Source organism: Magnetospirillum gryphiswaldense MSR-1 v2 (assembly GCF_000513295.1).
GTDB classification, from domain to species: Bacteria; Pseudomonadota; Alphaproteobacteria; order Rhodospirillales; family Magnetospirillaceae; genus Magnetospirillum; species Magnetospirillum gryphiswaldense.
In genome coordinates, this window is record NC_023065.1 from 4,103,384 (window position 1) to 4,124,286 (window position 20,903).

Below are 20,903 nucleotides of genomic sequence, written 5' to 3' on the forward strand. Positions count from 1 at the left end.
ACTCGCAAGCAACAGCAACGGGGCGCCGGCAACATGGGCGGCGGCGATGTTACCCGCTTGCGCCCGCTTGACCCAAGGGAAATGTCCGGAGCGAAAAAAATCCCTTCACAAAATCCAGTGTGTTTGCTAGAAGGTGCCCCTCTCGCGGATGGCCACGGTTACCCGCAGAACCCCTGGTGGGGGATCGTCTAACGGTAGGACAGCGGACTCTGACTCCGCCAGTCTAGGTTCGAATCCTAGTCCCCCAGCCACTCTTCCTAGAAATCATGTAAAATCAATGGGTTGGCAGTGTTGAGGCCACTAAGTGGTCCAAAACACTGGTCCAGAACTCTTGTTGTGGGTCTAGGCCATGCCGGTCGCCATCTCCAATTGTCGGGTCAAAGGTTCAACCTTTTGGTTCCGTCGTGCCATCCCTGCTGATTTATCGGGCCTGTTTGGGCAGAAGGAAATTACCTGCTCGGTGCGGACAAAGTCTCGGCGTGAGGCTGGAGTCAAACTGCGTCTGATTTGGAACCAGACTGAACACGCCTTCGACCGCATGAAGGCATATAAGATTGCCCATGACATGGGGGGCATCTCCATCACCCCAAGCCAGATTGTGGATGAGGTAAAGCTGGGCATTCGGAGAATTGTCGAAGGTAAGGCGATTCTCGATTGGCAGGGCGCTGAGCCCCGCCAACAGGCAGAGAAGCGAGAACAGGCTCCCCTCCAGCCCGAACGCAACAACGCAGATGCAGACACGCGGGGCTACATCAAGCCCTCTCCCATGCTCACTGACAAACTTGAGGATTATCTTTCAGTGCGTCGCCTGCCGGGGAAGAACGGTAAACGCACCCCGGAGAAATCCATCCGTGATGTGCGAGTGGCGGTACGGCTATTCGAGGAATTGGTGGGGTGCAAACCGGTTCGGGAATACAGCAAGGAAGACGCTTTTCGCTTCCAAATGACCTTGATGAAGCTCCCCAAGGTTCACGGGAAGGATTCCCATGCCAAGGGGGCCGTGCCCAAAACGGCTTCGGAGCTGATTGCCGAGAATGAACAGGCGCTGGTCAAAAGGCCCACTATGGAGCCCAAAACCATCAAGAAGCACTTTTCCAGCCTGTCAGGCTATTGGCGCTTCCTCAAAGGGCCAATGACGAGAATAGCGTGGTGACCGCCAGGGTGAAGGCCATCCCCTTTGCGGTGCCCTCGGGCAACAGGCCCCAGGCCAGCACCGCCCAGGCGGCGATGGTCATCTCGGCTAAAATGCCTGCCGCCCCCACCATCAGCCGCTGACGCCGATCAGTCAGCTTCCAGGCATCGTTGACGTCGGTGTAGAGCATGGGCCACAGCACCAGGAAGGCCACGCCCATGGTGGGCACCCGGCAGCCATAGGATTTGGCGACCAGCGCATGCCCCAGTTCGTGGGCCATCTTGGCGAAACCCAGCGCGATCCCGAAAGCGGCCAGCCCGCTCAGCGAGAAATGATCGACGAAGGTGGCGGCGAAGCGGTCCCATTGCCGCCCTACCATCAACAGCCCCAGCAGCAGCGCGGCCAGCGTGCACAGGCGGAAGGCGCGTGACCCCATCCAGGCCACCAGCGGAAGGGCTCGGCTCAGCCAGGCGTCGGGCCGCACCAGAGGGATGCGGAAGAACAGATAATGGTGCAAGGCCCAGGTGAGCCAACTGGTCTTGGCCGCATCGCGGAGGGCCAGCAGGCGGTCGACGTCCTTGAGCTGGGCACGCAGTTCCTGTCCCAGCGCCGGCACGCTTCCCAGCACCAAAATGATGATGGCGGGAAGGCCCGCCTTCATCGCGCCGATGCCTGGGTCAGGTCGCGGATATGGGCGATGTTGCGTTCCACATCAGCCCTGACATGCTCCTCACTTTCTTCGATGCCTAAGAAGCGCGAGACGCTGTTCAGCCAGCCTCCACCAATGGGTTGATCAGGCAAGGCCGGTTCCGGGGCCTTCCGGCTTTCTTGGGGGCTTGGTTCGGCCACCGGAACCGCCGCCGACGGCATGGGGATTGCCATCGGCTGAGAAGCCAGGATCGGGGCGTCCGGATTCGCCTTGTTCTCTGCAGTACCCCAGGTCGCCAGCCGTTCGGCGATGGCCGCAGACAGGCCGGGAAGGTCGTGGCTGGCGACGCTTTCGGGCATCAGGTCCTGCCCCAGGGACGCCTGCATCTTGGCGTAGGATTGTTCCACCTGGGCATAGGTCTGGAAGCGGCGCAGGGCAGACGCAATAGCCGAGGCGCGGCCCGCCACCCGTTCCAGCATGCCCTGGGCGTCATTGGCGGTCTTGGCTTCCGACAGTTGGAACAGCCGGGTATCGACCCGCCACAGCTTGTCGGATTGCTGGTACTGGCTGATGGAATTGCGGAACTGACGCTCTGACACATGCACCTGGGCCAGCACCGCCATGCGCAGCGCCAGGCGCTTGGCCTTGGCCACATCCTCGGTGGTTTCGGCGTATTTGATGGCATCGGGACCGCTGACCAGATTCATCAGGTTCCACGACAGCTTGGCACCCGCTTCGTACCAGTGGTTGGCCATCAGGAACGAGTTGTGGTCGTAATTGCGGCTGGCGGAAAAGGTGATGCCGGGGAACAGCCGGACAATGGCCTTCCTGGTGTCATTGGCGGAAATGCGGGCCTGATAGCCCTGTTCGCGCAGATCGGGGTTATTGACGAAGGCCACTTCCTCCATCTTTTCCAGATCCAGATCCCAGGCGGGGACAGTCATGTCCTTGGGCACATCCAGCATCAGCTTGGTGCCGGGGGGCGCATTGATCAGCGCCGCCAGTTCGATCTCGGCGGTGCTAAGCTCCTGCTGAATGGCGGTCAGCTGGCGCAGCGTCTCCAGCAGGCTTTTCTGATAGCGCAACGCCTCGGCCGGGGCCTTCAGGTTTTCCTTTTCCACAATCTCGGCGCGGTCCAGAGCCACCTTGGCTTCGGCGACGGCGGTATCTACCTCGGCTTTCAGTTCCTGGTGGGCCGCCGCCCGCCAGAAGGCGAAGCGCACTTCCTGCACCAGATTGTGGACCGCCTTGCGCTTACGCTCGGTGGCGATCAGCGCCCGGTCGGCGTTTTGCTTGGCGGTGAAATAGGAAAGGCCGAAATCCAGCACGTTCCAGGACAGGCCCAAATCGGCGGTGTAATTGTCGCGGTCGGCGGAATAGGTAGGATTCGAGGTGCTGGTGGTCTGGGTATAAAGATCACGCGATCGGGTGGCGTTGGGTTCCGACCGACTGGTGAAATTGGTATTGGCCACCAGTTTGGGCAGCATGTCCCAGCGGTCGATGTCGGTCTGACCCAGGGCCAGGGCTTCTTCCATCACCTTGGCGCGGCGATCCAGATTGTGCTTCAAGGCCCGCGCAATAGCCTCGGACACCGTCAATGGGCCGGAAAGCGGCTCGCCTGACTTGAACATGTCGGTGCGATCATCCTTCGAGCTTTGGGCAAGCTGCTCGGGGGTGAAAGGCTCGGGCGTCATGGCGCAGGCGGAAAGCAGCGCGACCAAAGACACGGATGCCAGCAGGCGCCGGGCACCAAAAGCAGAAATAACCATAACCATCCCCCTTGGACTTACGCGGCCTTACCGCCACGCTTAACGGCTTCAAACAACGCGATCTGACGGGCGACACCGCCCTTGAAACTCAATGCATGCAATTGCTCTGTCAGGCTGGGACGGCCAATCGGCTTGGCGTTTGCCTGTTTGACACCGTCCATGGGGCCGGAATCGCCGGTCTGGCCGGGGACACCCTGTGGCTGGCCCGGGCCTTCGCCGCCTTGCGGCTGTCCTTGGCCTTCACCTTGTCCCTGGCCTTGCCCTTCACCACCGCGCTGGCCGGGAGCGATGTTGCCCTGGCCGGCGGTACCGACCACGATCTTGAAGGTCTGCACCGCCTCGCGGCCATCCTGGTCGCGGGCGACGACGCGCACCACCACCTCACCCTTGAACCCGGGCGGCGGCGTCCCCTCGAAGGTGCCGGTCTGCGGGTTGAAAGCCATCCAGGCGGGCAGCGCCGCGCCCGTGTCGCGGGTGGCGGTCAGGGTCACCGTGGCATCGGCCTTGGTGTGGGCGAAGGCTTCCGAAGGCACCGTCACGGCGATGCGGGTGCCTTCGGCGATCACCGAATCCCTCACCGGTGCATTGACCACCAGGGCGTCGCCGCCACCCGCCGCCCTGACGGCCACCGCCACCTGGAAGGCTTGCGCCGACGGCGCGGTCAGGGTCGCCGGAATGGTCTGCACCGTCTGAGCACCGGTGGGCGCCAAGGTCGGCGCGGCGGGGGCTTGGGTCTGGGTCACAACCGGAGCCGCTGGGGCCTGGAAGGTCGTCGGCGCGGGCGTGTTGTCGCGCACCACCGTCACCAGTGGCGCCACCGGGCCGCTATCCTTGGGCGGTGCGGGCTTGGGGGCCTCGACCACCGGCGGCGGCGCGGGCGGCGGCGGTGGGGCGGCAGGCGGAGCCACCACGGGCGCGGGCACGCTCGACACCGTCACGCCGTTGCCGGTCAGGTCGGCGGCGGCGACGGCAGAGCCGCGGTTCCAGCTGCCAGCCGCAGCCAGGTTATAGGTGGTGCCGCCGTTCGATGCCGTGCCGTTCTTGTTCAAAAGCAGGTTTATGGCCGTCTTGTCGGCGTTGTTCAGCGTCACCGTGAAGCTGGTGCCAGAGGTCACCTCCACATCCGTGCTGGTCAGCGTATGGGTAGTGCCGGTGCCGCCGGTCAGGGTCAGCTTGGTCAGGTCGATGTCGTTGGCGGCGCCGCCGCGCTTCAGCAGACCGGTGCCGGTGACGGTCAGGGTGCCGGTGCCGTAATCGTAGGTGGCGCTGGTTACCGTGGGGGCGGCCACATTCGACACGGTGATGCCGTTGCCGGTCAAATCAGCGACGTTGACCGCCGCCTCGGCCCCCGCCGCCCAATCCTCGGCTGCCGCCAGGTTGTAGGTGCCGGTGCCGGTGGACGAGGTGCCGTCCTTGTTGAGGATCAGGTTCAACGCCGCCTTGTCTGTGGGCGACAAGGTGATGGTGAAGCTGGTGCCGTTGGTGATCTCGACGCTGGACGTGGTCAGCGTATAGGTCTCGCCGCCCTCGCCAGTGATGGTGAACTTGGATACGTCCACATCGTTGGCCGCCCCCGACTTCTTCAACAGGCCGGTGCCGGTGACCACGAAGGTGCCGGTGCCAGCGTCATAAGTGGCGCTGGTGATGGTCGGTGTGTCCGGGTTCGACACCGTCACCGCGTTGGTGGCATCCGCCGCCCCCGACACCGCGCCCGACCAATCGGCGGCGGCGGCGATGTTGAAGGTGGTGCCACCGGTGGAAGACGTGCCGGTCTTGTTCAGGATCTGGTTCACCGCCGCCTTGTCGGTGGCGTTCAAGGTCACCGTGAACTGGGTGGCCGAATCCCGCTCGACGCTGGTGGTGGTGAGCGTATAGGTGGCGCCGCCCTCGCCGGTCAGGGTCAGCTTGGACACGTCGATGTCGTTGTTGGCCCCGCCGAACGCCTGGATGTTGGTACCGGTGACCACCAGGGCGCCGGTATTGGCGTTATAGGTGGCGGACGTAATGGCCGGATTGATGGAAACGGTGATGGCGTTGCCGGTGGCATCGGCTATATCGACAGCGGCTTCAGCCGCTGTCAGCCAATTGTCGGCAGCGGCCAGGTTGTAGGTAGTACCGGTGCCCGATTGGGTGCCGAGCGCGTTCATCAGTGCCGCCACGTTGGTCAGGTCCGTGCCCGACAGGGTGGCGGTGAAGCTGGTGGCGCTGGTGATCTCGACATCCGTCGCCGTGGTCAGGGTGAAGGTGGCGTTGTTGCCGCCGGTGAACGTCAGCATCGACAGGTCGATGTCGTTGGCCGCTCCCACCTTCTTGAACAGATTGGTGCCGGTCACGGTCAACACGCCGGTATCGCTGTTGAAGGTGGCGCTGGTGATGGTCGGCGTGCCCACATTGCTGACCGTGGCACCATTGCCGGTGGCATCGGCAATGTCACTGGCCGAAGGGCTGCCCGCCATCCAGTCATCAGCCGCCGCCACGTTGTAGGTGGTGCCGCCGCCAGACGTGGTGCCGTTCTTGTTCAGCAGGCCATGGACATTCAGCTTGTCGGTGGCCGACAGCGTCAGCGTCGCCGTGGTGGCGCTGGTGATTTCCACATTGGCGGTGTCGGTAAGCGTATAGGTGCCCCCACCTTCGCCGGTCAGCGTCAGCTTGTTGGCGACGATGTCGTTGGTGGCTCCGGTGATGTTGACGAAATTGGTGCCGGTCAGCACCAATTGTCCGTTGGACCAGTCATAGGTGGCGCTGGTGATGGTGGGAATGGCCCAGTTGGACACGGTGATGCCGTTGCCGGTCAGGTCGGCCACGGTGACAGCCGCATCGGCACCCACCGCCCAATCCTCGGCCCCGGCCAGATTATAGGTGGTGCCGCCCACCGAGGAGGTGCCGTCCTTGTTCAGCAGCGCCTCGACGTTATGGATGTCGGCACCGCTCAAGGTGACGGAAAAGCTGGTATCGCTGGTGATCTCCACATTGGTGGTGGAGGCCAGGGTGTAGGTGGCCCCGCCCTGGCCGGTCAGTGTCAGCTTGGAGAGATCGATGTCGTTGGTCGCCCCCGATTTGGAGACGAAGCCGGTGCCGGTCACCACCATTGTGTTGGTGGTGTAGTCGTAGGTAGCGCTGGTGATGACGGGCGCCGCCACGTTGGACACCGTGACTGGCGTGGTGGCATCGAGCACGTTGACGGCGGCTTCGGCGCCCGCCGCCCAGTCCTCGGCCGCCGCCATGACGTAGGTGGTGCCGCTGGTGGAGGTGGTGCCCGCCTTGTTCAGTATCAAATTCACCGCGGCCTTGTCGGTGGCCGACAGGGTCAGGGTGGCGGTGGTGCCGCTGGTGATCTCCACATTGGCTGTGTCGGTCAGGGCGTAGGTGGCGTTCCCCTCGCCCCTGAATGCAAGCTTGTTGGCGACGATGTCGTTGGTGGCGCCGTCCAGCTTCAGGAAGCCGGTGCCGGTCAGAACCAAAACGCCGGTGCTGGCATCATAGGTGGTGCTGGTGATGGTCGGAGTGGTGGGGTTGGAAACGGTGATGCCGTTACCGGTCAGATCGGCCACATTGACCGCGGCGGCCGCGCCTGACGCCCAATCCTCGGCCCCGGCCAGATTATAGGTGGTGCCGCCGGTGGCGCTGGTGTCCGCCTTGTTGAGGATCTGGTTGATTCCGGCCAGATCGGTGGCATTCAGCGTAACGGTGAAGGCGGTACCAGAGGTGATTTCCACGCTGGAGGTGGTCAGCGTATAGGTCGCCCCACCTTCGCCGGTGATCGTCAGCTTGCTGACATCGATGTCGTTGGTGGCCCCCGACAGCTTCAGGAAACCGGTGCCGGTCACCACCAGGGCGCCGGTGCCTGCGTTGTAGGTGGCCGACGTGATGGTGGGCGTATCGGGATTGGACACCGTCACCCCATTGGTGGCGTCACTGGTGTCGCCCGCCGTCACATTGGTGCACCAATCATCGGCGGCGGCGATGTTGAAGGTGGTGCCACCGGTGGACGCGGTGCCGGTCTTGTTGAGGATCTGGTTCAGCGCCGCCTTGTCGGTGGCGTTGACCGTGACGGTGAACTGGGTCACCGAATCCCGCTCCACATTGCTGGTGGTCAGGGTATAGGTGCTGCCCCCCTCGCCGGTCAGGGTCAGCTTGGACAGGTCGATGTCCATGCCACCACCATTGGCCTGGATGTTGGCGCCCGTCACCACCAGGGTGCCGGCATTGGCATCATAGGTGGCGCTGGTGACGGTGGGGTTGATGCTCACCGTGATGGCGTTGGTGGCATCCGCGATGTTGGTGCCGGAATCCTGCGCCGCAACCCAGGCATCGGCCCCGGCCAGATTATAGGTGGTGCCGCCGGAAGAGGTGGTGCCGATCTGGTCGAGCAGCGCGTCCACCCCCGTCTTGTCGGCCCCGGTCAGGGTCATGGTGAAGCTGGTGGCGCTGGTGACCTCCACATCCGCCGTGCCGCCGGCAATGGTGTAGGTGCCGCCGCCCTGGCCGGTGAATGTCAGCTTCTGGACGTCGATATCGTTGGTGGCGCCAACCTTCTTGAACAGATTGGTGCCGGTCACCGTCAGCACGCCGCTGGTGGAATCGTAAGTGGCGCTGGTGATGGTCGGCGTGGCCACGTTGGACACGGTCGAGCCAGTGGTGGCATCGGCGATGTCGGTGGCCGAGGGCGACCCGGCCATCCAGTCATCGGCGGCAGCGAGGTTATAGGTCACCGCGCCGGACGATTGCGTGCCGTTCTTGTTCAAGAGGCCCCGCACGTTCAGCAGATCGGTGGCCGAGAGCGTAATGGTCGCGGCGGTGGCCGAGGTGATCTCGACGTTGCTGGAATCGGTGAGCGTGTAGGTGCCGCCCTCGCCGGTGAAGGTGAACTTGGACGCCACCACGTCGTTGGTGGCTCCCGACACGTTGACGAAATTGGTCCCGGTCAGAACCAGGGCGCCGGTGTTCCAGTCGAAGGTGGTGCTGGTGATGACCGGGGCGGCCCAGTTGGACACCGTCACGCCCGAAGTGGCGTCGCCGGTGGCGGCGTTGTCGCCGCGCAGGAAGCTGGCGGCGGCGGCGATGTTATAGGTGGTGCCGCCCGCCGACGACGTGCCGTTGGCGTTTAGCAGCGCTTCCACATTGTAAATATCCGCCCCGGTCAGGGTCACGGTGAACTGGGTACCGGAATCGACCTCGACGTCGGTGCTGGCGGCCAGGGTATAGGTGGCCCCGCCTTGCCCGGTCAGCGTCAGCTTGGTCAGATTGACGTCGTTGGCCGCCCCCGAGGACCGCACGAAGCCGGTGCCGGTCACCACCAAGGTGTTGGTGGAATAATCGTAAGCTGCGCTGGTGACGGTTGGGGTGACCAGATTGCTGACCGTCACGCCCGTGGTGGCATCCACCACGTTGACCGCCGCGTCGGCACCCGCCGCCCAATCTTCCGCCGCCGCCACGTTATAGGTGGTGCCGCCGGTCGAACTGGTGCCCGCCTTGTTCAGCATCAGGTTCACGGCGGCCTTGTCGGTGGCCGAGAGCGTCAGGGTGGCTGCCGTCCCGCTGGTGATCTCGATATTCGCCGTATCGGTCAGGGTATAGGTGGCACCGCCTTCACCGGTGAAAGTGAACTTATTGGCGACGATGTCGTTGGTGGCGCCATTCAGCTTCAGGAAGCCGGTGCCGGTCAGCACCAGGGTCCCGGCGGTGGCGTCATAAGCAGTGCTGGTGATGGTGGGCGTGGTCGGGCTGGACACGGTGATGCCGTTGCCGGTCAGATCGGCCACGGTGACGGCAGCCGCGGCGCCCGCCGCCCAATCCTCCGCCCCCGCCAAGTTGTAGGTGGTAGCGCCCGTGGACGAGGTGCCGGCCTTGTTGAGGATCTGGTTGATTCCGGCCAGATCGGTGGCGTTCAGCGTGACCGTGAAGGCTGTGCCGCTGGTGATCTCGACGCTGGAGGTGGTGAGCGTATAGGTCGCGCCGCCTTCACCGGTGAGCGTCAGCTTGCTGACATCGATATCGTTGGTGGCCCCCGACAGCTTCAAAAAGCCAGTCCCGGTCACCACCAGGGCACCGGTCCCGGCATTATAGGTAGCGCTGGTGATGGTAGGCGTGTCGGGGTTGCTGACCGTCACCGCGTTGCCGGTGGTATCGGAAATGTCGCCATTGGTGATGACCGTGTTCCAGTCATCGGCAGCGGCAACGTTATAGGTGGTGCCGCCGGTCGATGCCGTGCCGGTCTTGTTGAAGATCTGGTTCAGCGCCGCCTTGTCGTTGGCCGACAGGGTCAAGGTCGCGCTGGTGGCACTGGTGATCTCCACATTGGCGGTGTCGGTCAGGGTATAGGTCGCCCCACCTTCGCCGGTCAGCGTGATCTTGTTGGCGGTGATGTCGTTGGTGGCGCCGTCCGCCTTGACCATGTTGGTGCCGGTCAGCACCAGAGAACCGTTGCTGGCATCATAGGTGGCGCTGGAGACGGTGGGCGTCTGCACGCTGGACACCGTCACCCCGTTGCCGGTCAGATCGGCATTGCCGGTGCCGTGCCAATCCGCTGCACCCGCCAGATTAAAGGTGGTGCTGTCCACCGCCGTCGTGCCCGCCTTGTTCAGCAGCCCTTCCACATTCATGGCGTCGGTGGCGTTCAGCGTGATGGAAAAGCCGGTGGTGCTGGACGCCGTGATCGCCCCGGTCTCGGTCAGGGTATAGGTGGCCCCACCCTGGCCGGTCAGCGTCAGCTTGGTTTCGTCGATGGAGCCGCCATTGGTCAGGCCCGATCCGGTGACCGACAGCACGTTGGTCGAGGCGTCATAGGTGGCCGAGGTGATACGAGGAGCAACATTTGAGACTGTTACTGGAGTAATCAAGTCAGTAATATCGCCATTGGTAATTACCGTATTCCAGTCATCTTGCCCCTGGCCGATGTAGCCGACACCAGTTGAGTCGTCATTCCCATTCTTGTTGAGAATTGCATCCACTGCCGTCCTGTCGGTACCGTTCAAAGTCACCGAGAAAGAAGTCGCCGAAGTGATCTCGACGTCTGAAGACGTCAGTGTGTAGCTCGGCGAGCCAGCCCCAACGCGCAGTTTGCTGACGGTAATGTCGTTATTGGCACCTGACGCTTTAACCATGTTCGTACCGGTGAACGTCATCACCCCAGTGCTGGCGTCATAGGTGGCGCTGGTGATGGTCGGCGTCTGCACATTGCTGACCGTTACCGCGTTGCCGGTGGTGTCGGCATTGCCGGTGCCATGCCAATCCGCCGCCCCCGCCAGATTGTAGGTGGCGCCGCTCACCGCCGTCGTGCCCGTCTTGTTCAACAGACCTTCCACGTTCAACTGGTCGGTAGCGTTGAGCGTGATGGAAAAGCCGGTGGTGCTGGAAGCGGTGATCGCCCCGGTCTCGGTCAGGGTATAGGTCGCCCCGCCCTGGCCGGTCAGCGTCAGCTTGGTCTCGTCGATGGAGCCGCCATTGGTCAGATTGGCGCCGGTGACCGACAGCACGTTGGTCGAGGCGTCATAGGTGGCCGAGGTGATGGCGGGGCCCGATGCGGTTGCACTGAACACGATGTTGTCGACGCCCGAGCATACCTTGTGCGACCCACTGTCGCCGTTATCCACACGGGTGATGGAAATTGAGGTGATGCCCGTCCAATTGGTCGACATGGTTAGGGTGTAGGTCGTTTGTATGTCTGCGAAGGCGAAATCGACAGCGCTTCCGGTTCCGCCGGAAGGAGTGGCGCGCATGGTGACGGGGGCGGGAGTTCCGCCCACGAGGGCGTCAGGGATAAACGCTACGATGACATCAAGCGACGTGACGTTGACCGCGCCATTGAAGGTGACGACCAGCGGATTGCTGTCCAGTTCACTGACGGTGCCAGTCAGGCCACCTGTCTTGAAGGGCGCCCCGGGCAAGTCCACGGATGTGGACACGCCCAAGGCGCTGGTGCTGGTCACCGTCGCGGTCCGCGATTCGCCAGCATTGGTCTGGGCGATGGAGGTTGGGCTATTGTTGGTGATCGTCGAGAAATCGAAGGTCGCCAGGGTATGGCCATAAGATTCCGTGCCGGCCTGGGTCAGGGCGGTGGTGCTTTCCACCGATCCACTGGTGACCTCCAGTTCCCAGTCGCCCCCCAAATAAGCCGCACCGGTCACGTCGTCCGAGGCGGCCACGTCCGCACCGGTGATGTCGGCAAGGGCGACGGTGAAATCCTGGCCGGCCTGGCCCGAGGCGACATCGCAGCCATACAGCAAGATGTCGCCATCCGGCTTCAAGGCCTGGCCCAGGGTGGCCAATTCGGCACGCGTAGTAGCGTCGGCAAGGTCGGCGGCGCCGATATCGTTGCCGCTCAGGTTAAGATGCGCCGATTCACCATGGCTCAGCAGATGGATGGCGTCATAGCCCGAATGACTGGCCGCCCATTCGGTCATCACCGCCAGGGCGTCCTGGCCGGCCTCGATGGTCACCACCTCGACCCCAGCACGCAACGACGCCACCAGCGTCGGGATGTCGGCCACAGCGGAATCGATGAAGGCCACTTCCTTGCGGCCCTGGTTCTGGGCCTGATCGGCGGCCCGCACCTCGATTGCCGGGGGGGTATCGGGAAGGGTGGCCGCGACTACCATGTCCGCCACTGCGTCCTGGGTGGCATGCGCTACATCCGCCACGGCGGCGCCATCGAACATGATGCGCGGCTCCAGGGCCATGATCAGCGGACGGCGTTTCCGGGAAGCGTGCCCAGAGGCAATCGGCAGGGACGTCATGACCAAAGACTCCTGGGGCAGTAAATATTATCTGGCGGCCTGTCGGGCGCCGCGCCATCAGAAGCTAATTTATTGTTTTAATTCAGTCACCTACGGAACACCCCAGGCGGCTATTGCCTTGCGATAAAAAACACTCCGGTGTTATGCTCTGCAAATAGAGAGTAGGTTTATGCACAGGATTTGGCGATTTGTGACAATTTGTTATTTTTAACATTTTCTGTGATTTGTCTTTGCCATTCTGCGCCTTCCTTGGGAATAAGCCCCAATGTCCAATGACATGTATTTTGAAGTTGACGGCGTCTTGACTCGACTCGCCGCAAGTTCCGATGTGGCGGAACTTGAGAAACACGCTCACGAAGCCGTGGTTGAATATGGTTTCGACGGCTTCACATACCATCGATATTCACCCGCCAGCGAACGGTTGCTGTATGCGGGCGATTGGAACATGGCGTGGGTGCAGCGTTACGAGGAACGGGGCTATGTGGACATCGACCCGGTCGCCAAAAGGGTCATCAATTCCGTACTTCCCTTCTGCTGGAATGAAATATTGCTGGGTCTGCCCGTCAACGCTCCGGAACGGGCCATCTTTACCGAGGCCAAGGAATTCGGATTGGCCATGGGGGCGGACATTCCGCTGCACGAACCCGGATTCGGGGCCGGATCATTTTCGGTTTTCAGCAGCGATGAGACTGGATTCGCCAGGGCCTGGAATCGCTATCGACACCTATTGCACGTTATTGCCGTGCATTTTCATGAGTGCCACAAGGTCCTTCATCCTGATCCAGCCCCTAAGCCAAGTTTGACCAAGCGGGAAAGAGAGTGTCTGGCGTGGCTGGCTCGCGGGAAGACTGCCTGGGAAATCGGGGAAATTCTGGGTGTCACGGAGAACACCACCAGGATGTATCTGAATTCCGCCATGAAGAAACTGGGAGCGAATTCACGCCTGCAGGCGGTGGTCAAGGCCATGCTGACCCGCCAAATCCTTCCCTGAGAACCCGCAAGGGTGGCAGCATTTCTCCTTGAAGTGCAGCGCTATACCCGCAAAGGCTGCGCCCACCCCTCAGTCCAGAAGTATTACAAATTATGTCCCCATTCGGTGTGATGGCTGACCACAAGCGTCAGCAAGGAACATTGGATGGTGGGCGAGTTGGATACGATGCCGGACCTGGCTGTCCCGGCGCTTCTGCTGGAGCGCCTTCAGGGAACTGTCCGCGGTCTGGGATTTTCCGACTTCTGCTTGCGCATCCGCGCCCAGAACGGCCACTGGCACAGCCTGGGAACCTGGACAGCGGCTGTTTCCCGCCACCTGTTCCAGGAAAGCGAAGTGGCCCCGAGGTCGATCGCTCCGGCACTGATTCAAGCCTCACCCTTGCCGGCATGGTGGGGGAGTGCAGCCGCGACCTTGCCGCGACCCGATCTTGACGCCATGGATCTGATCCGGATCCAAGGGTGGAGCGATGTCATGGGTATGGTCTTTTTGGATGCGGGCGGGCCGATCATGGGCCTGCATCTCAGTTGCCCCGAGATACGTGACCATTCAAGCAACGACATCGTCGCCTTGCGCCAAGGCGCCGAGGCGATCTTGCTGCATTGCCTTGAAGCGGGCCTGATCGGACGTCCGACCGAGCGGATAGCCCCCATGTCCAACCGCGAGCATCAGGTTCTGACACTGTTGGTGCGCGGATACAGCAATACCGATATCGCCAAAACTCTGGACACCACGGTCAACACCACGGAATTCCACCTGAAGAACATCTACGCCAAGCTTGGCGTCTTCAATCGTGTCGGCGCCGCACTCAAAGCCACTAGGCTGGGGTTGATCATCCAGGAGTAGCCGCGATGCAATCCCAGAACCACGCCTCTCCCATTGATCCTTGCGCCCAATTCATCCTGGTCGTCGATGATTCCGCGCTCATCAGAAAGATGATGAAGAGCTTCATCCAGGCAAAAGGATTTGTCGTGCTGACCGCCAGCAATGGGCTGGAGGCAGTGGAACTGGCGCCCATGTTTCCCTTTGCGGCCATCATTACCGACATCGACATGCCTGGCATGGATGGGTTGGAAGCCTTGCGTCGGATCAGGGCAATGGGGGGCAATTGCTCAGAGATCCCGGCTGCGGTGGTTTCCGGTCATTGTCCTGGCCCAGATCGGAAAACGTGCGGCGACCTTGGCATCCACCTCTTTTCCCTGAAGGGAGAGGGGCTGGGACCGTTGGCTGGCTTTCTTGGGCGCCTCCCCACCCCAAGTTCCCGGGAGTTGGCTCCATGCGAGTGATCTGCGCCGCTGATGCCCATGTCCCGCATGATGTTCTGGCGTTGCTGTCCCTGCTTGGCATTCCGGTCGAGAGATCATATTTCGCCGCAACCTCGGACGGGCTTGGCGATATCGGGCGCGGCGACATCATGCTTCTTGACCTGCGCCGTCACCCCCGTCAGGCCATCGACACGATCAAATCCATCCGGCGGCGACAGGGCTTTGGCCCTGGCATCATCGTCATGACTAGGCGCGGCGATGTGGTCATCACCCTTGAGGCCCTGGAAGCCGGGGCCGATTCCCTGACCCATTGCCCTGGAACCGACGCGACCCTGGTCGCCGCCTCGATCATCGGCCTGGGCCGCCTGATGGGCGTGCTGCCCCAAGGTGTGCGCGTTCATCGAGGCGTCTGCCAGACGGGTTCGGGCTGCGGCGCAATTCCATGAGCGACCATATCCCGCTTTCCCCCCTGGCCTTCGCCAGGGCGGACGAATACGTCTTCACCAAGATCCTGGCACCTGCGGAGCCGTTCGTGCGTTCGCTGGGCACCCTGGTCATGGTGACCGATTCATCGGCCGTTCGGGCCCATACCGGCAAGTGTCGCTGGATGGGCGATATCGATTTGCTGGTTCTGCATGATTCCCCATCGGCTGTTCTGGAAATGATGCGCGGGTATTTCTCGAACATCATCATCGGCAGCCGTGGGGGATTCTTCCGGGCCGTGTTCGACTTGCCCATTGATGCCACCGGGATCGCCGACGGCATGCGCTTTCTGATCGACGTTCACGTCAATGCCATTTTCCACCAGAACCAGCCGACCAGTGTGGTGGCCAGGGAGGATTTCGCGCTGGTCGAGTGGAAGCCGGTCAGTTGCTCCGGCGGCCATTCCTGCTGTCGCCTGCCGGTTCCCGCCTTGCGGACCATTCTGGGGCTGAAGGCCAGCAAGGATACCGCTGCGCCGACCGCAAGCTGCTGGTGGTCGAGGATGAAGCCGCTACCGTGCGGATGATTTTCGAGCGGTTCATCCGCATCGGCTCCGCCACATTGCTGGTAAAGGAACTGGCCGAGGAGGGCATCACCCGTCGGGGCAAGAAACTGGATAAGGGCGGCCTCTATAAGCTGCTGGCCAATCCGCTTTATATCGGCAAGGCAGTCCACAAGGGCGTGGCCCATGACGGCGAACACGAGGCGATCATCGACCAGGCCCTGTGGGACAAGGTCCGCGCCGTGATGGAGGTCAGCCCGCGTACTCGCGCGAGCCGCACCAGGGCACAGACCCCGGCGCTGCTAAAAGGGCTGATCTTCGCCCCTGGCGGTCGGGCGATGACGCCCGCCCATACCCGCAAGGGCGGGAAGCTGTACCGCTATTACGTCACCATGAATGTGATCAAGGAAGGCCCGGATGCCTGCCCGGTCGGGCGCGTGCCCGCCGCCCAGGTCGAGAACGCGGTGATCGATCAGTTGCGGTCGCTTCTGCGTACTCCCGAGGTGGTGGCCCGTACCTGGAAAAGCATCCGCGCCAAGGGTAAGGACATGACCGAACGCGAGGTCGCCACCACCCTGGGCCAGCTTGATCCCCTTTGGGACGAACTTTTCCCCGCCGAGCAGGCCCGCATCGTCCAGCTTCTGGTCGAACGGGTCGATCTCTCGCCCCAGGGCATCAATATCAGCCTGCGCACCGATGGGCTGGCTCAGCTTGCCGGGGAACTGAAACCGGCCAAGGGGCGGAGGGCGGCGGCATGACCACCGTGTTCGTCCCCATGATTTTCCGCCGCATCGGTGGGCGCAAGCGCATCGTCCTGCCAGACGGCAGCCTCTATAACCCGGAAACGCGGGTGCCGGTGGACAGCCCCATCGTCCGCTCCCTGGCTCGCGCCTTCCGCTGGCGGCGGATGCTGGAATCAGGGCAACACGCTTCCATCAACGAACTGGCCAAGGCCGAGCGAGTAGACCGCGCCTTTGCCAGCCGCATCCTCCGCCTGACCCTGCTGGCCCCCGACATCGTCGAGGCCATTCTCGCTGGACGTCAGCCTGAGAAGCTGACCGTGCGGGGACTGCTGGGGCCGTTTCCGGTAGAGTGGGCGGAGCAGAGGCGGGAATTGGTTAATGGCGGGTGACTGCTCGCCCACCGAGAATCATGGACAGGGAAACGTTTGCCTCAGACCGCCGATAAGCCTGCGGATCATCTCGAAGGGAACTGCATTTCCAATCTGTTCTGCGATCTGCGAGCGATTTCCTGCAAATCGGTATTGGTCCGGAAAAGTTTGCAGGCGGGCCGCTTCACGCAATGTAATGGCTCGGTTGTCGCGCGGGTGGGCGTATCGGCCCCGGGTTACATCCGTGCAGCCCGTGGTTAATGTCGGAGCGACATCGTCCCAGCGCATCCGACCGTAGACATCGCAAAAATCACCAGCATCGCGGTTCTTATGGCATGCCAGCTGTAACTCGGGGGGTAAGCTGTCCCTACCGCCCCCGTTCTGCGGGATGACAGCAAGGCGCTTCAACGTTATCTCGTGATGCGTCCGGCTGACATGAAGGGCGTCTGCGGGGTCACGTTCGCCGGAGGATAGCGGGCGCAAGTCGCCTAGAACATCGCGCACTGTCACGCGCTTTGCTCCACGCGCCGACCGGGTAAAATCTCGCATGCGCGCAGGGACACGCAAAGCGGCCTGCACTAATGTCAGCGCTTGCTCGGCCTCTCTTCGGAGCCGCCTGACTTCGCTTAGAGACTCACTTTTCTCACGCTCCAGAGCGTCCATGGCGCGTTTTTGCCGTTCGACGCCCAGGCCCCGCTCGACTTTATAGTCGCTGATAGCATGTGTAATAGCCGCGCGAACCGGCTCAAACACGGTTGCACGGATGTTCCCTGCAGCCTGTTCGTAGGCCTTCCATGCGGCCTCCACCGGCGGCGATGGGGCGAGGCCACGCGGTCGCGTCAGCGTACTTTGTCCCTCAATGGCCTCTAGGCGACTGACAAACTCACGCTCAATCTCCAACAGACGGGAGGCCGCATCCTCATCGTCGGCGCTATCAAGGTTGCTCAATCTTTCAAATAACTCGCCTTTCAATCCGTGAGCCTTCTCCGCGGGCTCACCACGCTCAATGAGATCGAGCACACGATTAAGATCGCTGGAGAATTTGCGCTTCCGCTCACGGGTCGAAGCCTCGCGCCGTTTCAGACGCTCGGCATCTTCTACCTTGAGGGCCATCCCCTGCCTCAATTGGCGCGGCAACAGCAGATCGATGCAGGCCTCCACGCTATCGATAAGGCTTTTAACTTCTTCGGCCCCAGGGAGGGTGCCACCGGGAAGCGAAATTATTGGAATGTCAATCGCGGACAGCTCAACTCCAGGGGTTTCGAACAGGCCCCAATGCACGAGAGCGACTGTAAGCTTATCTTCCTTGACGACGTCCGGATCACACCTCGTCATCACGAGAACGACTGGCCCAATGGCTGCGATGGCGAGTCGGCCGATCCCCTTTTCACCCAAGATTTTGCGCAGTTTCAGCCCACGAGGGCCTTCCTTCTGCGCGGCATCATCCTTGCGATTTGCATCAACTTTGCTTTCGGTTCCAAGAGTCAGCCATTTCCCTTCGAAATCCACCAAGCTCATGCCATCGCCATTGTCGCGCAGCATCAGTTCTCGATCGGCCCTAAAATAGTCGACCTCAACGCGGCGCGCATAGGCGTCGTGCGCATTCTTGAACAGTTCGTGGAAGGCGGTGGGAATGCCGGCGATTTGCTGACGCCCCAGCATATCAACAGCACGCGCCCTAACGGAGAAGTTAGCCATTCAGATGCAAGTCCAGCCCCTAACATTCCCGATTTATAGCACGCATTATGGACAACGGAAGCGTTGCCTGTCGGTTGCATAATATGCCTGATCCACTGCCGAGCGAAAAGCACTTCGCGCTAACCCTATCTATTCATGAGCCGCGAGGTGATGATGTAGGGATCTGGTTCGGATGGGATTTTTGACGGGCGCCGCTAATACTGGAGTGTTGGCAACGCAGCAAACAAGACCTGGAGGATCAAAGACCAAGCCAGCGTCCGCCGGAACCGTGAATGAAAGGGGCTAATGGTATTCCGTCTCCAGACTCCATCCATCCCCCATCGATCCGCCCAAGCTACACGCCGCAACTATTTTTCTTGCATCGCTACAAATACAACGACTTACCGACCTGTTGATACAAAGCGGCGTGTCAACAGGTCTGGAGAACAAACGGCAGCAGAGAGAGAATTCGGCCCATTTTGGGCGGGAGCGTGTCAGCGGACAGACATGCGAACACCGCGCAGAAGCTTGGGATACCCAAAGCCGCGTCGGTCCTGTAGAGCCAGTTTTGTTTAAGAGAATGGCGTAGGAAAGGCTACTCACACGTAACCACCTCTCAGTAGCGAGCAGAGTGCGGTCGAATGCTCGTTCGTGCAATGACGTATACATGGGGAAAATGCAGAAGGACGGTCAGTTCCAGCGGTACCGACCGTCGCGTTGCCATGCGGATGCGGGCGATCGCCGCCGCGCTCGATGGGATCGGAGTTGGCTGGCATGCCTGACGACGAGTGATCGGGCGGCCAAATAAGCGGCGCGGTCCGGTGGGACGGGTAAGTCGCAAGGATATTTGTCTTAATGAAAGCTTGAGTGTACGTTATACGCTATAACGCACTCTCAAGATGGCATTAAAGATCATGGCAACGCCGCACACTCCGACCCTGGCTGCGAAACGGGCGATCCGCAAGATCGGCGATGGCTTGCGCAAGGCTCGCCTGCGTCGGCGGCTGCCCATGGAGGTTGTGGCGTCCAGGGCCTTCATCTCGCGGGGGACGCTGGCCCGGGTCGAACAGGGTGATCCCGCCGTGTCATTTGGCATCTACGCATCCGTGATGCAGGCCTTGGGGTTGAGTGGTCCGCTGGGCGATCTGGTGGCCGATGATCCGGTCGGGGCGGATATGGAGAGCGAGCAGCTGCCCAAGCGGATTCGGACAAAAAAGGCTGTCAAACCATGAGCGACAACGAGATCGAAGTCCATGCCGACCTGGGCGGGGTGACCCATCTGGTGGGGACGTTGCGGGTGATGGTCCGCAGCGGACGGAACAGCGCGACCTTCACCTATGACGATGGCTGGGAAAAGGTCGACGGCCATTTCTCGCTGGAGCCCGCCATGATGGTCGGTGAAGGTGTGTTCGCACTCGACAAAGGCCGGGAGATGTTCGCGTCCATCGGGGATTCGGCGCCGGATACCTGGGGGCGACGACTGATGCAACGGATGGAGCGGCGTAACGCCAAGAAGGAAGGCCGCGCCGTCAGGACCCTGACCGAAGCCGATTACCTGCTGGGCGTGGCTGACATCGCCCGCTTGGGAGCTATGCGCTTCCGCCGAGGCGGCCAGGACGTGTTCCAGTCCCCGCTTCGGCGTGGTTGCGGTGTCCCGCCGTTTATTGAGTTGCCGCGCCTGCTGTTGGTTACAGAGCGGGTATTGCGTGACGAAGAGACGGACGACGACCTGCTGCTTCTGTTCGCGCCGGGGTCGTCGTTGGGCGGCGCCCGTCCCAAGGCGTCGGTTGCCGACAAGGACGGGCATCTCGCCATTGCCAAATTCCCCAAGGACGATGACGATTATAGCATTGAGACTTGGGAAGAAGTGGCCTTGCGGCTGGCCGATATGGCGCGCATCCGCACAGCTGGCCATCGCCTGGAGCAGGTTGCCGGGAAGGCTGTCATACTGTCCCGGCGTTTTGACCGGGATGACGCGGGGCGGCGCATTCCGTTCCTATCGGCGATGTCCATGATGAATGCTGTCGATGGCGAGCGTGGAAGCTATCCCGAGTTGGTGGAAGCCCTGCGGACCTATGGCTCCGACACTGACGCCGATGCCGCCGAACTGTTCCGGCGGATGGTGTTCAACATCCTGGTGTCGAATGTCGATGACCATCTGCGTAATCACGGTTTTTTGTGGGCGGGCGAGAATGGCTGGCGGCTGTCACCGGCCTACGACCTGAATCCGGTTCCAGCCGACGTGAAGGCGCACATCCTGTCGACCAATATCAGCCTGGACGAAGGCACCTGCTCGATTGAGCTGGCGCGGGAGAGTGCCGGGTATTTCGGTTTGGCCCAGACCGACGCCGATGCCATCATCCGGGAAGTTGCCGCCGCGACAGCGCAGTGGAAAACGGTGGCGGCCTCCATGCACGTCAAGCCGTCGGAGATCGAGCGTATGGAGACGGCATTTGATCACGACGAACTGCGGCTGGCGCTGACTGTCGGCAGTGTTCGGCCAGCACCGTGATAGCGTGAGCTGGCCCGCCAGGAGATCCTGGTATCGGCATTTTCATTCACCAGCGGATCAATCACCCTGGCGCTGATCCA

14 protein-coding genes and 1 tRNA gene are annotated in these 20,903 nt (G+C 61.9%); 11 read left to right on the top strand and 4 right to left on the bottom strand.

Annotated elements, in window-relative coordinates:
* The first annotated feature begins 177 nt into the window (after window positions 1–177).
* Window positions 178–251, top strand: a tRNA-Gln gene (locus MGMSRV2_RS19690).
* A 98-nt stretch (window positions 252–349) separates the two neighbouring features.
* Window positions 350–1,153, top strand: coding sequence for a DUF6538 domain-containing protein (locus tag MGMSRV2_RS19695; protein WP_024082145.1), 804 nt, complete (start codon window positions 350–352; stop codon window positions 1,151–1,153).
* On the opposite strand, the gene MGMSRV2_RS19700 is transcribed toward MGMSRV2_RS19695, so the two are convergent.
* The 3 genes from MGMSRV2_RS19700 to MGMSRV2_RS19710 are packed head-to-tail and all read right to left on the bottom strand — an operon-like array spanning window position 1,122 to window position 12,285.
* Complete coding sequence (locus MGMSRV2_RS19700; protein WP_024082146.1) at window positions 1,122–1,793, bottom strand: site-2 protease family protein; 672 nt, start codon at window positions 1,791–1,793, stop codon at window positions 1,122–1,124. The two genes, MGMSRV2_RS19695 and MGMSRV2_RS19700, sit on opposite strands and share 32 nt — an antisense overlap.
* Entirely contained in the window at window positions 1,790–3,550 is a 1,761-nt protein-coding gene (locus MGMSRV2_RS19705) for a TolC family protein (protein WP_024082147.1), read from the bottom strand. The genes MGMSRV2_RS19700 and MGMSRV2_RS19705 overlap by 4 nt, the downstream gene beginning before the upstream one ends.
* Before the next feature lie 17 nt (window positions 3,551–3,567).
* Window positions 3,568–12,285 carry a DUF4347 domain-containing protein gene (locus MGMSRV2_RS19710; protein WP_024082148.1) on the bottom strand — a complete coding sequence of 2,906 codons (8,718 nt, stop codon included), beginning with the start codon at window positions 12,283–12,285 and terminating at the stop codon, window positions 3,568–3,570.
* A 265-nt stretch (window positions 12,286–12,550) separates the two neighbouring features.
* On the opposite strand from MGMSRV2_RS19710, the gene MGMSRV2_RS19715 reads away from it, so the two are divergent.
* The 7 genes from MGMSRV2_RS19715 to MGMSRV2_RS19745 all read left to right on the top strand — a co-directional run bounded on the left by MGMSRV2_RS19715 (window position 12,551) and on the right by MGMSRV2_RS19745 (window position 16,655).
* Window positions 12,551–13,276: a LuxR family transcriptional regulator gene (locus MGMSRV2_RS19715; protein ID WP_024082149.1), complete on the top strand. Its 726-nt coding sequence runs from the start codon at window positions 12,551–12,553 to the stop codon at window positions 13,274–13,276.
* 144 nt (window positions 13,277–13,420) lie between these two features.
* Window positions 13,421–14,119, top strand: a complete 699-nt coding sequence (locus MGMSRV2_RS19720) for a helix-turn-helix transcriptional regulator (RefSeq protein WP_024082150.1) — start codon at window positions 13,421–13,423, stop codon at window positions 14,117–14,119.
* A gap of 5 nt (window positions 14,120–14,124) precedes the next feature.
* Window positions 14,125–14,559, top strand: coding sequence for a response regulator (locus MGMSRV2_RS19725; RefSeq protein ID WP_024082151.1), 435 nt, complete (start codon window positions 14,125–14,127; stop codon window positions 14,557–14,559).
* Window positions 14,550–14,984: a response regulator gene (locus tag MGMSRV2_RS19730; protein ID WP_024082152.1), complete on the top strand. Its 435-nt coding sequence runs from the start codon at window positions 14,550–14,552 to the stop codon at window positions 14,982–14,984. Before MGMSRV2_RS19725 ends, MGMSRV2_RS19730 begins: the two co-directional genes overlap by 10 nt.
* Window positions 14,981–15,547, top strand: a complete 567-nt coding sequence (locus tag MGMSRV2_RS19735) for a hypothetical protein (RefSeq protein ID WP_024082153.1) — start codon at window positions 14,981–14,983, stop codon at window positions 15,545–15,547. The genes MGMSRV2_RS19730 and MGMSRV2_RS19735 overlap by 4 nt, the downstream gene beginning before the upstream one ends.
* Window positions 15,514–16,281, top strand: a complete 768-nt coding sequence (locus MGMSRV2_RS19740) for a recombinase family protein (protein WP_024082154.1) — start codon at window positions 15,514–15,516, stop codon at window positions 16,279–16,281. Before MGMSRV2_RS19735 ends, MGMSRV2_RS19740 begins: the two co-directional genes overlap by 34 nt.
* Complete coding sequence (locus MGMSRV2_RS19745) at window positions 16,278–16,655, top strand: hypothetical protein (protein WP_024082155.1); 378 nt, start codon at window positions 16,278–16,280, stop codon at window positions 16,653–16,655. The genes MGMSRV2_RS19740 and MGMSRV2_RS19745 overlap by 4 nt, the downstream gene beginning before the upstream one ends.
* 18 nt (window positions 16,656–16,673) lie before the next feature.
* On the opposite strand, the gene MGMSRV2_RS21755 is transcribed toward MGMSRV2_RS19745, so the two are convergent.
* Complete coding sequence (locus MGMSRV2_RS21755; RefSeq protein WP_024082156.1) at window positions 16,674–18,332, bottom strand: DNA cytosine methyltransferase; 1,659 nt, start codon at window positions 18,330–18,332, stop codon at window positions 16,674–16,676.
* 893 nt (window positions 18,333–19,225) lie between these two features.
* On the opposite strand from MGMSRV2_RS21755, the gene MGMSRV2_RS19760 reads away from it, so the two are divergent.
* Together MGMSRV2_RS19760 and MGMSRV2_RS19765 are read left to right on the top strand one after the other, a co-directional pair.
* Window positions 19,226–19,543 (top strand): helix-turn-helix domain-containing protein, encoded by a 318-nt coding sequence (locus tag MGMSRV2_RS19760; RefSeq protein WP_041634887.1) that lies wholly within the window; start codon window positions 19,226–19,228, stop codon window positions 19,541–19,543.
* Window positions 19,540–20,823 (top strand): type II toxin-antitoxin system HipA family toxin, encoded by a 1,284-nt coding sequence (locus tag MGMSRV2_RS19765; protein ID WP_024082158.1) that lies wholly within the window; start codon window positions 19,540–19,542, stop codon window positions 20,821–20,823. The genes MGMSRV2_RS19760 and MGMSRV2_RS19765 overlap by 4 nt, the downstream gene beginning before the upstream one ends.
* Window positions 20,824–20,903: the final 80 nt, after the last annotated feature.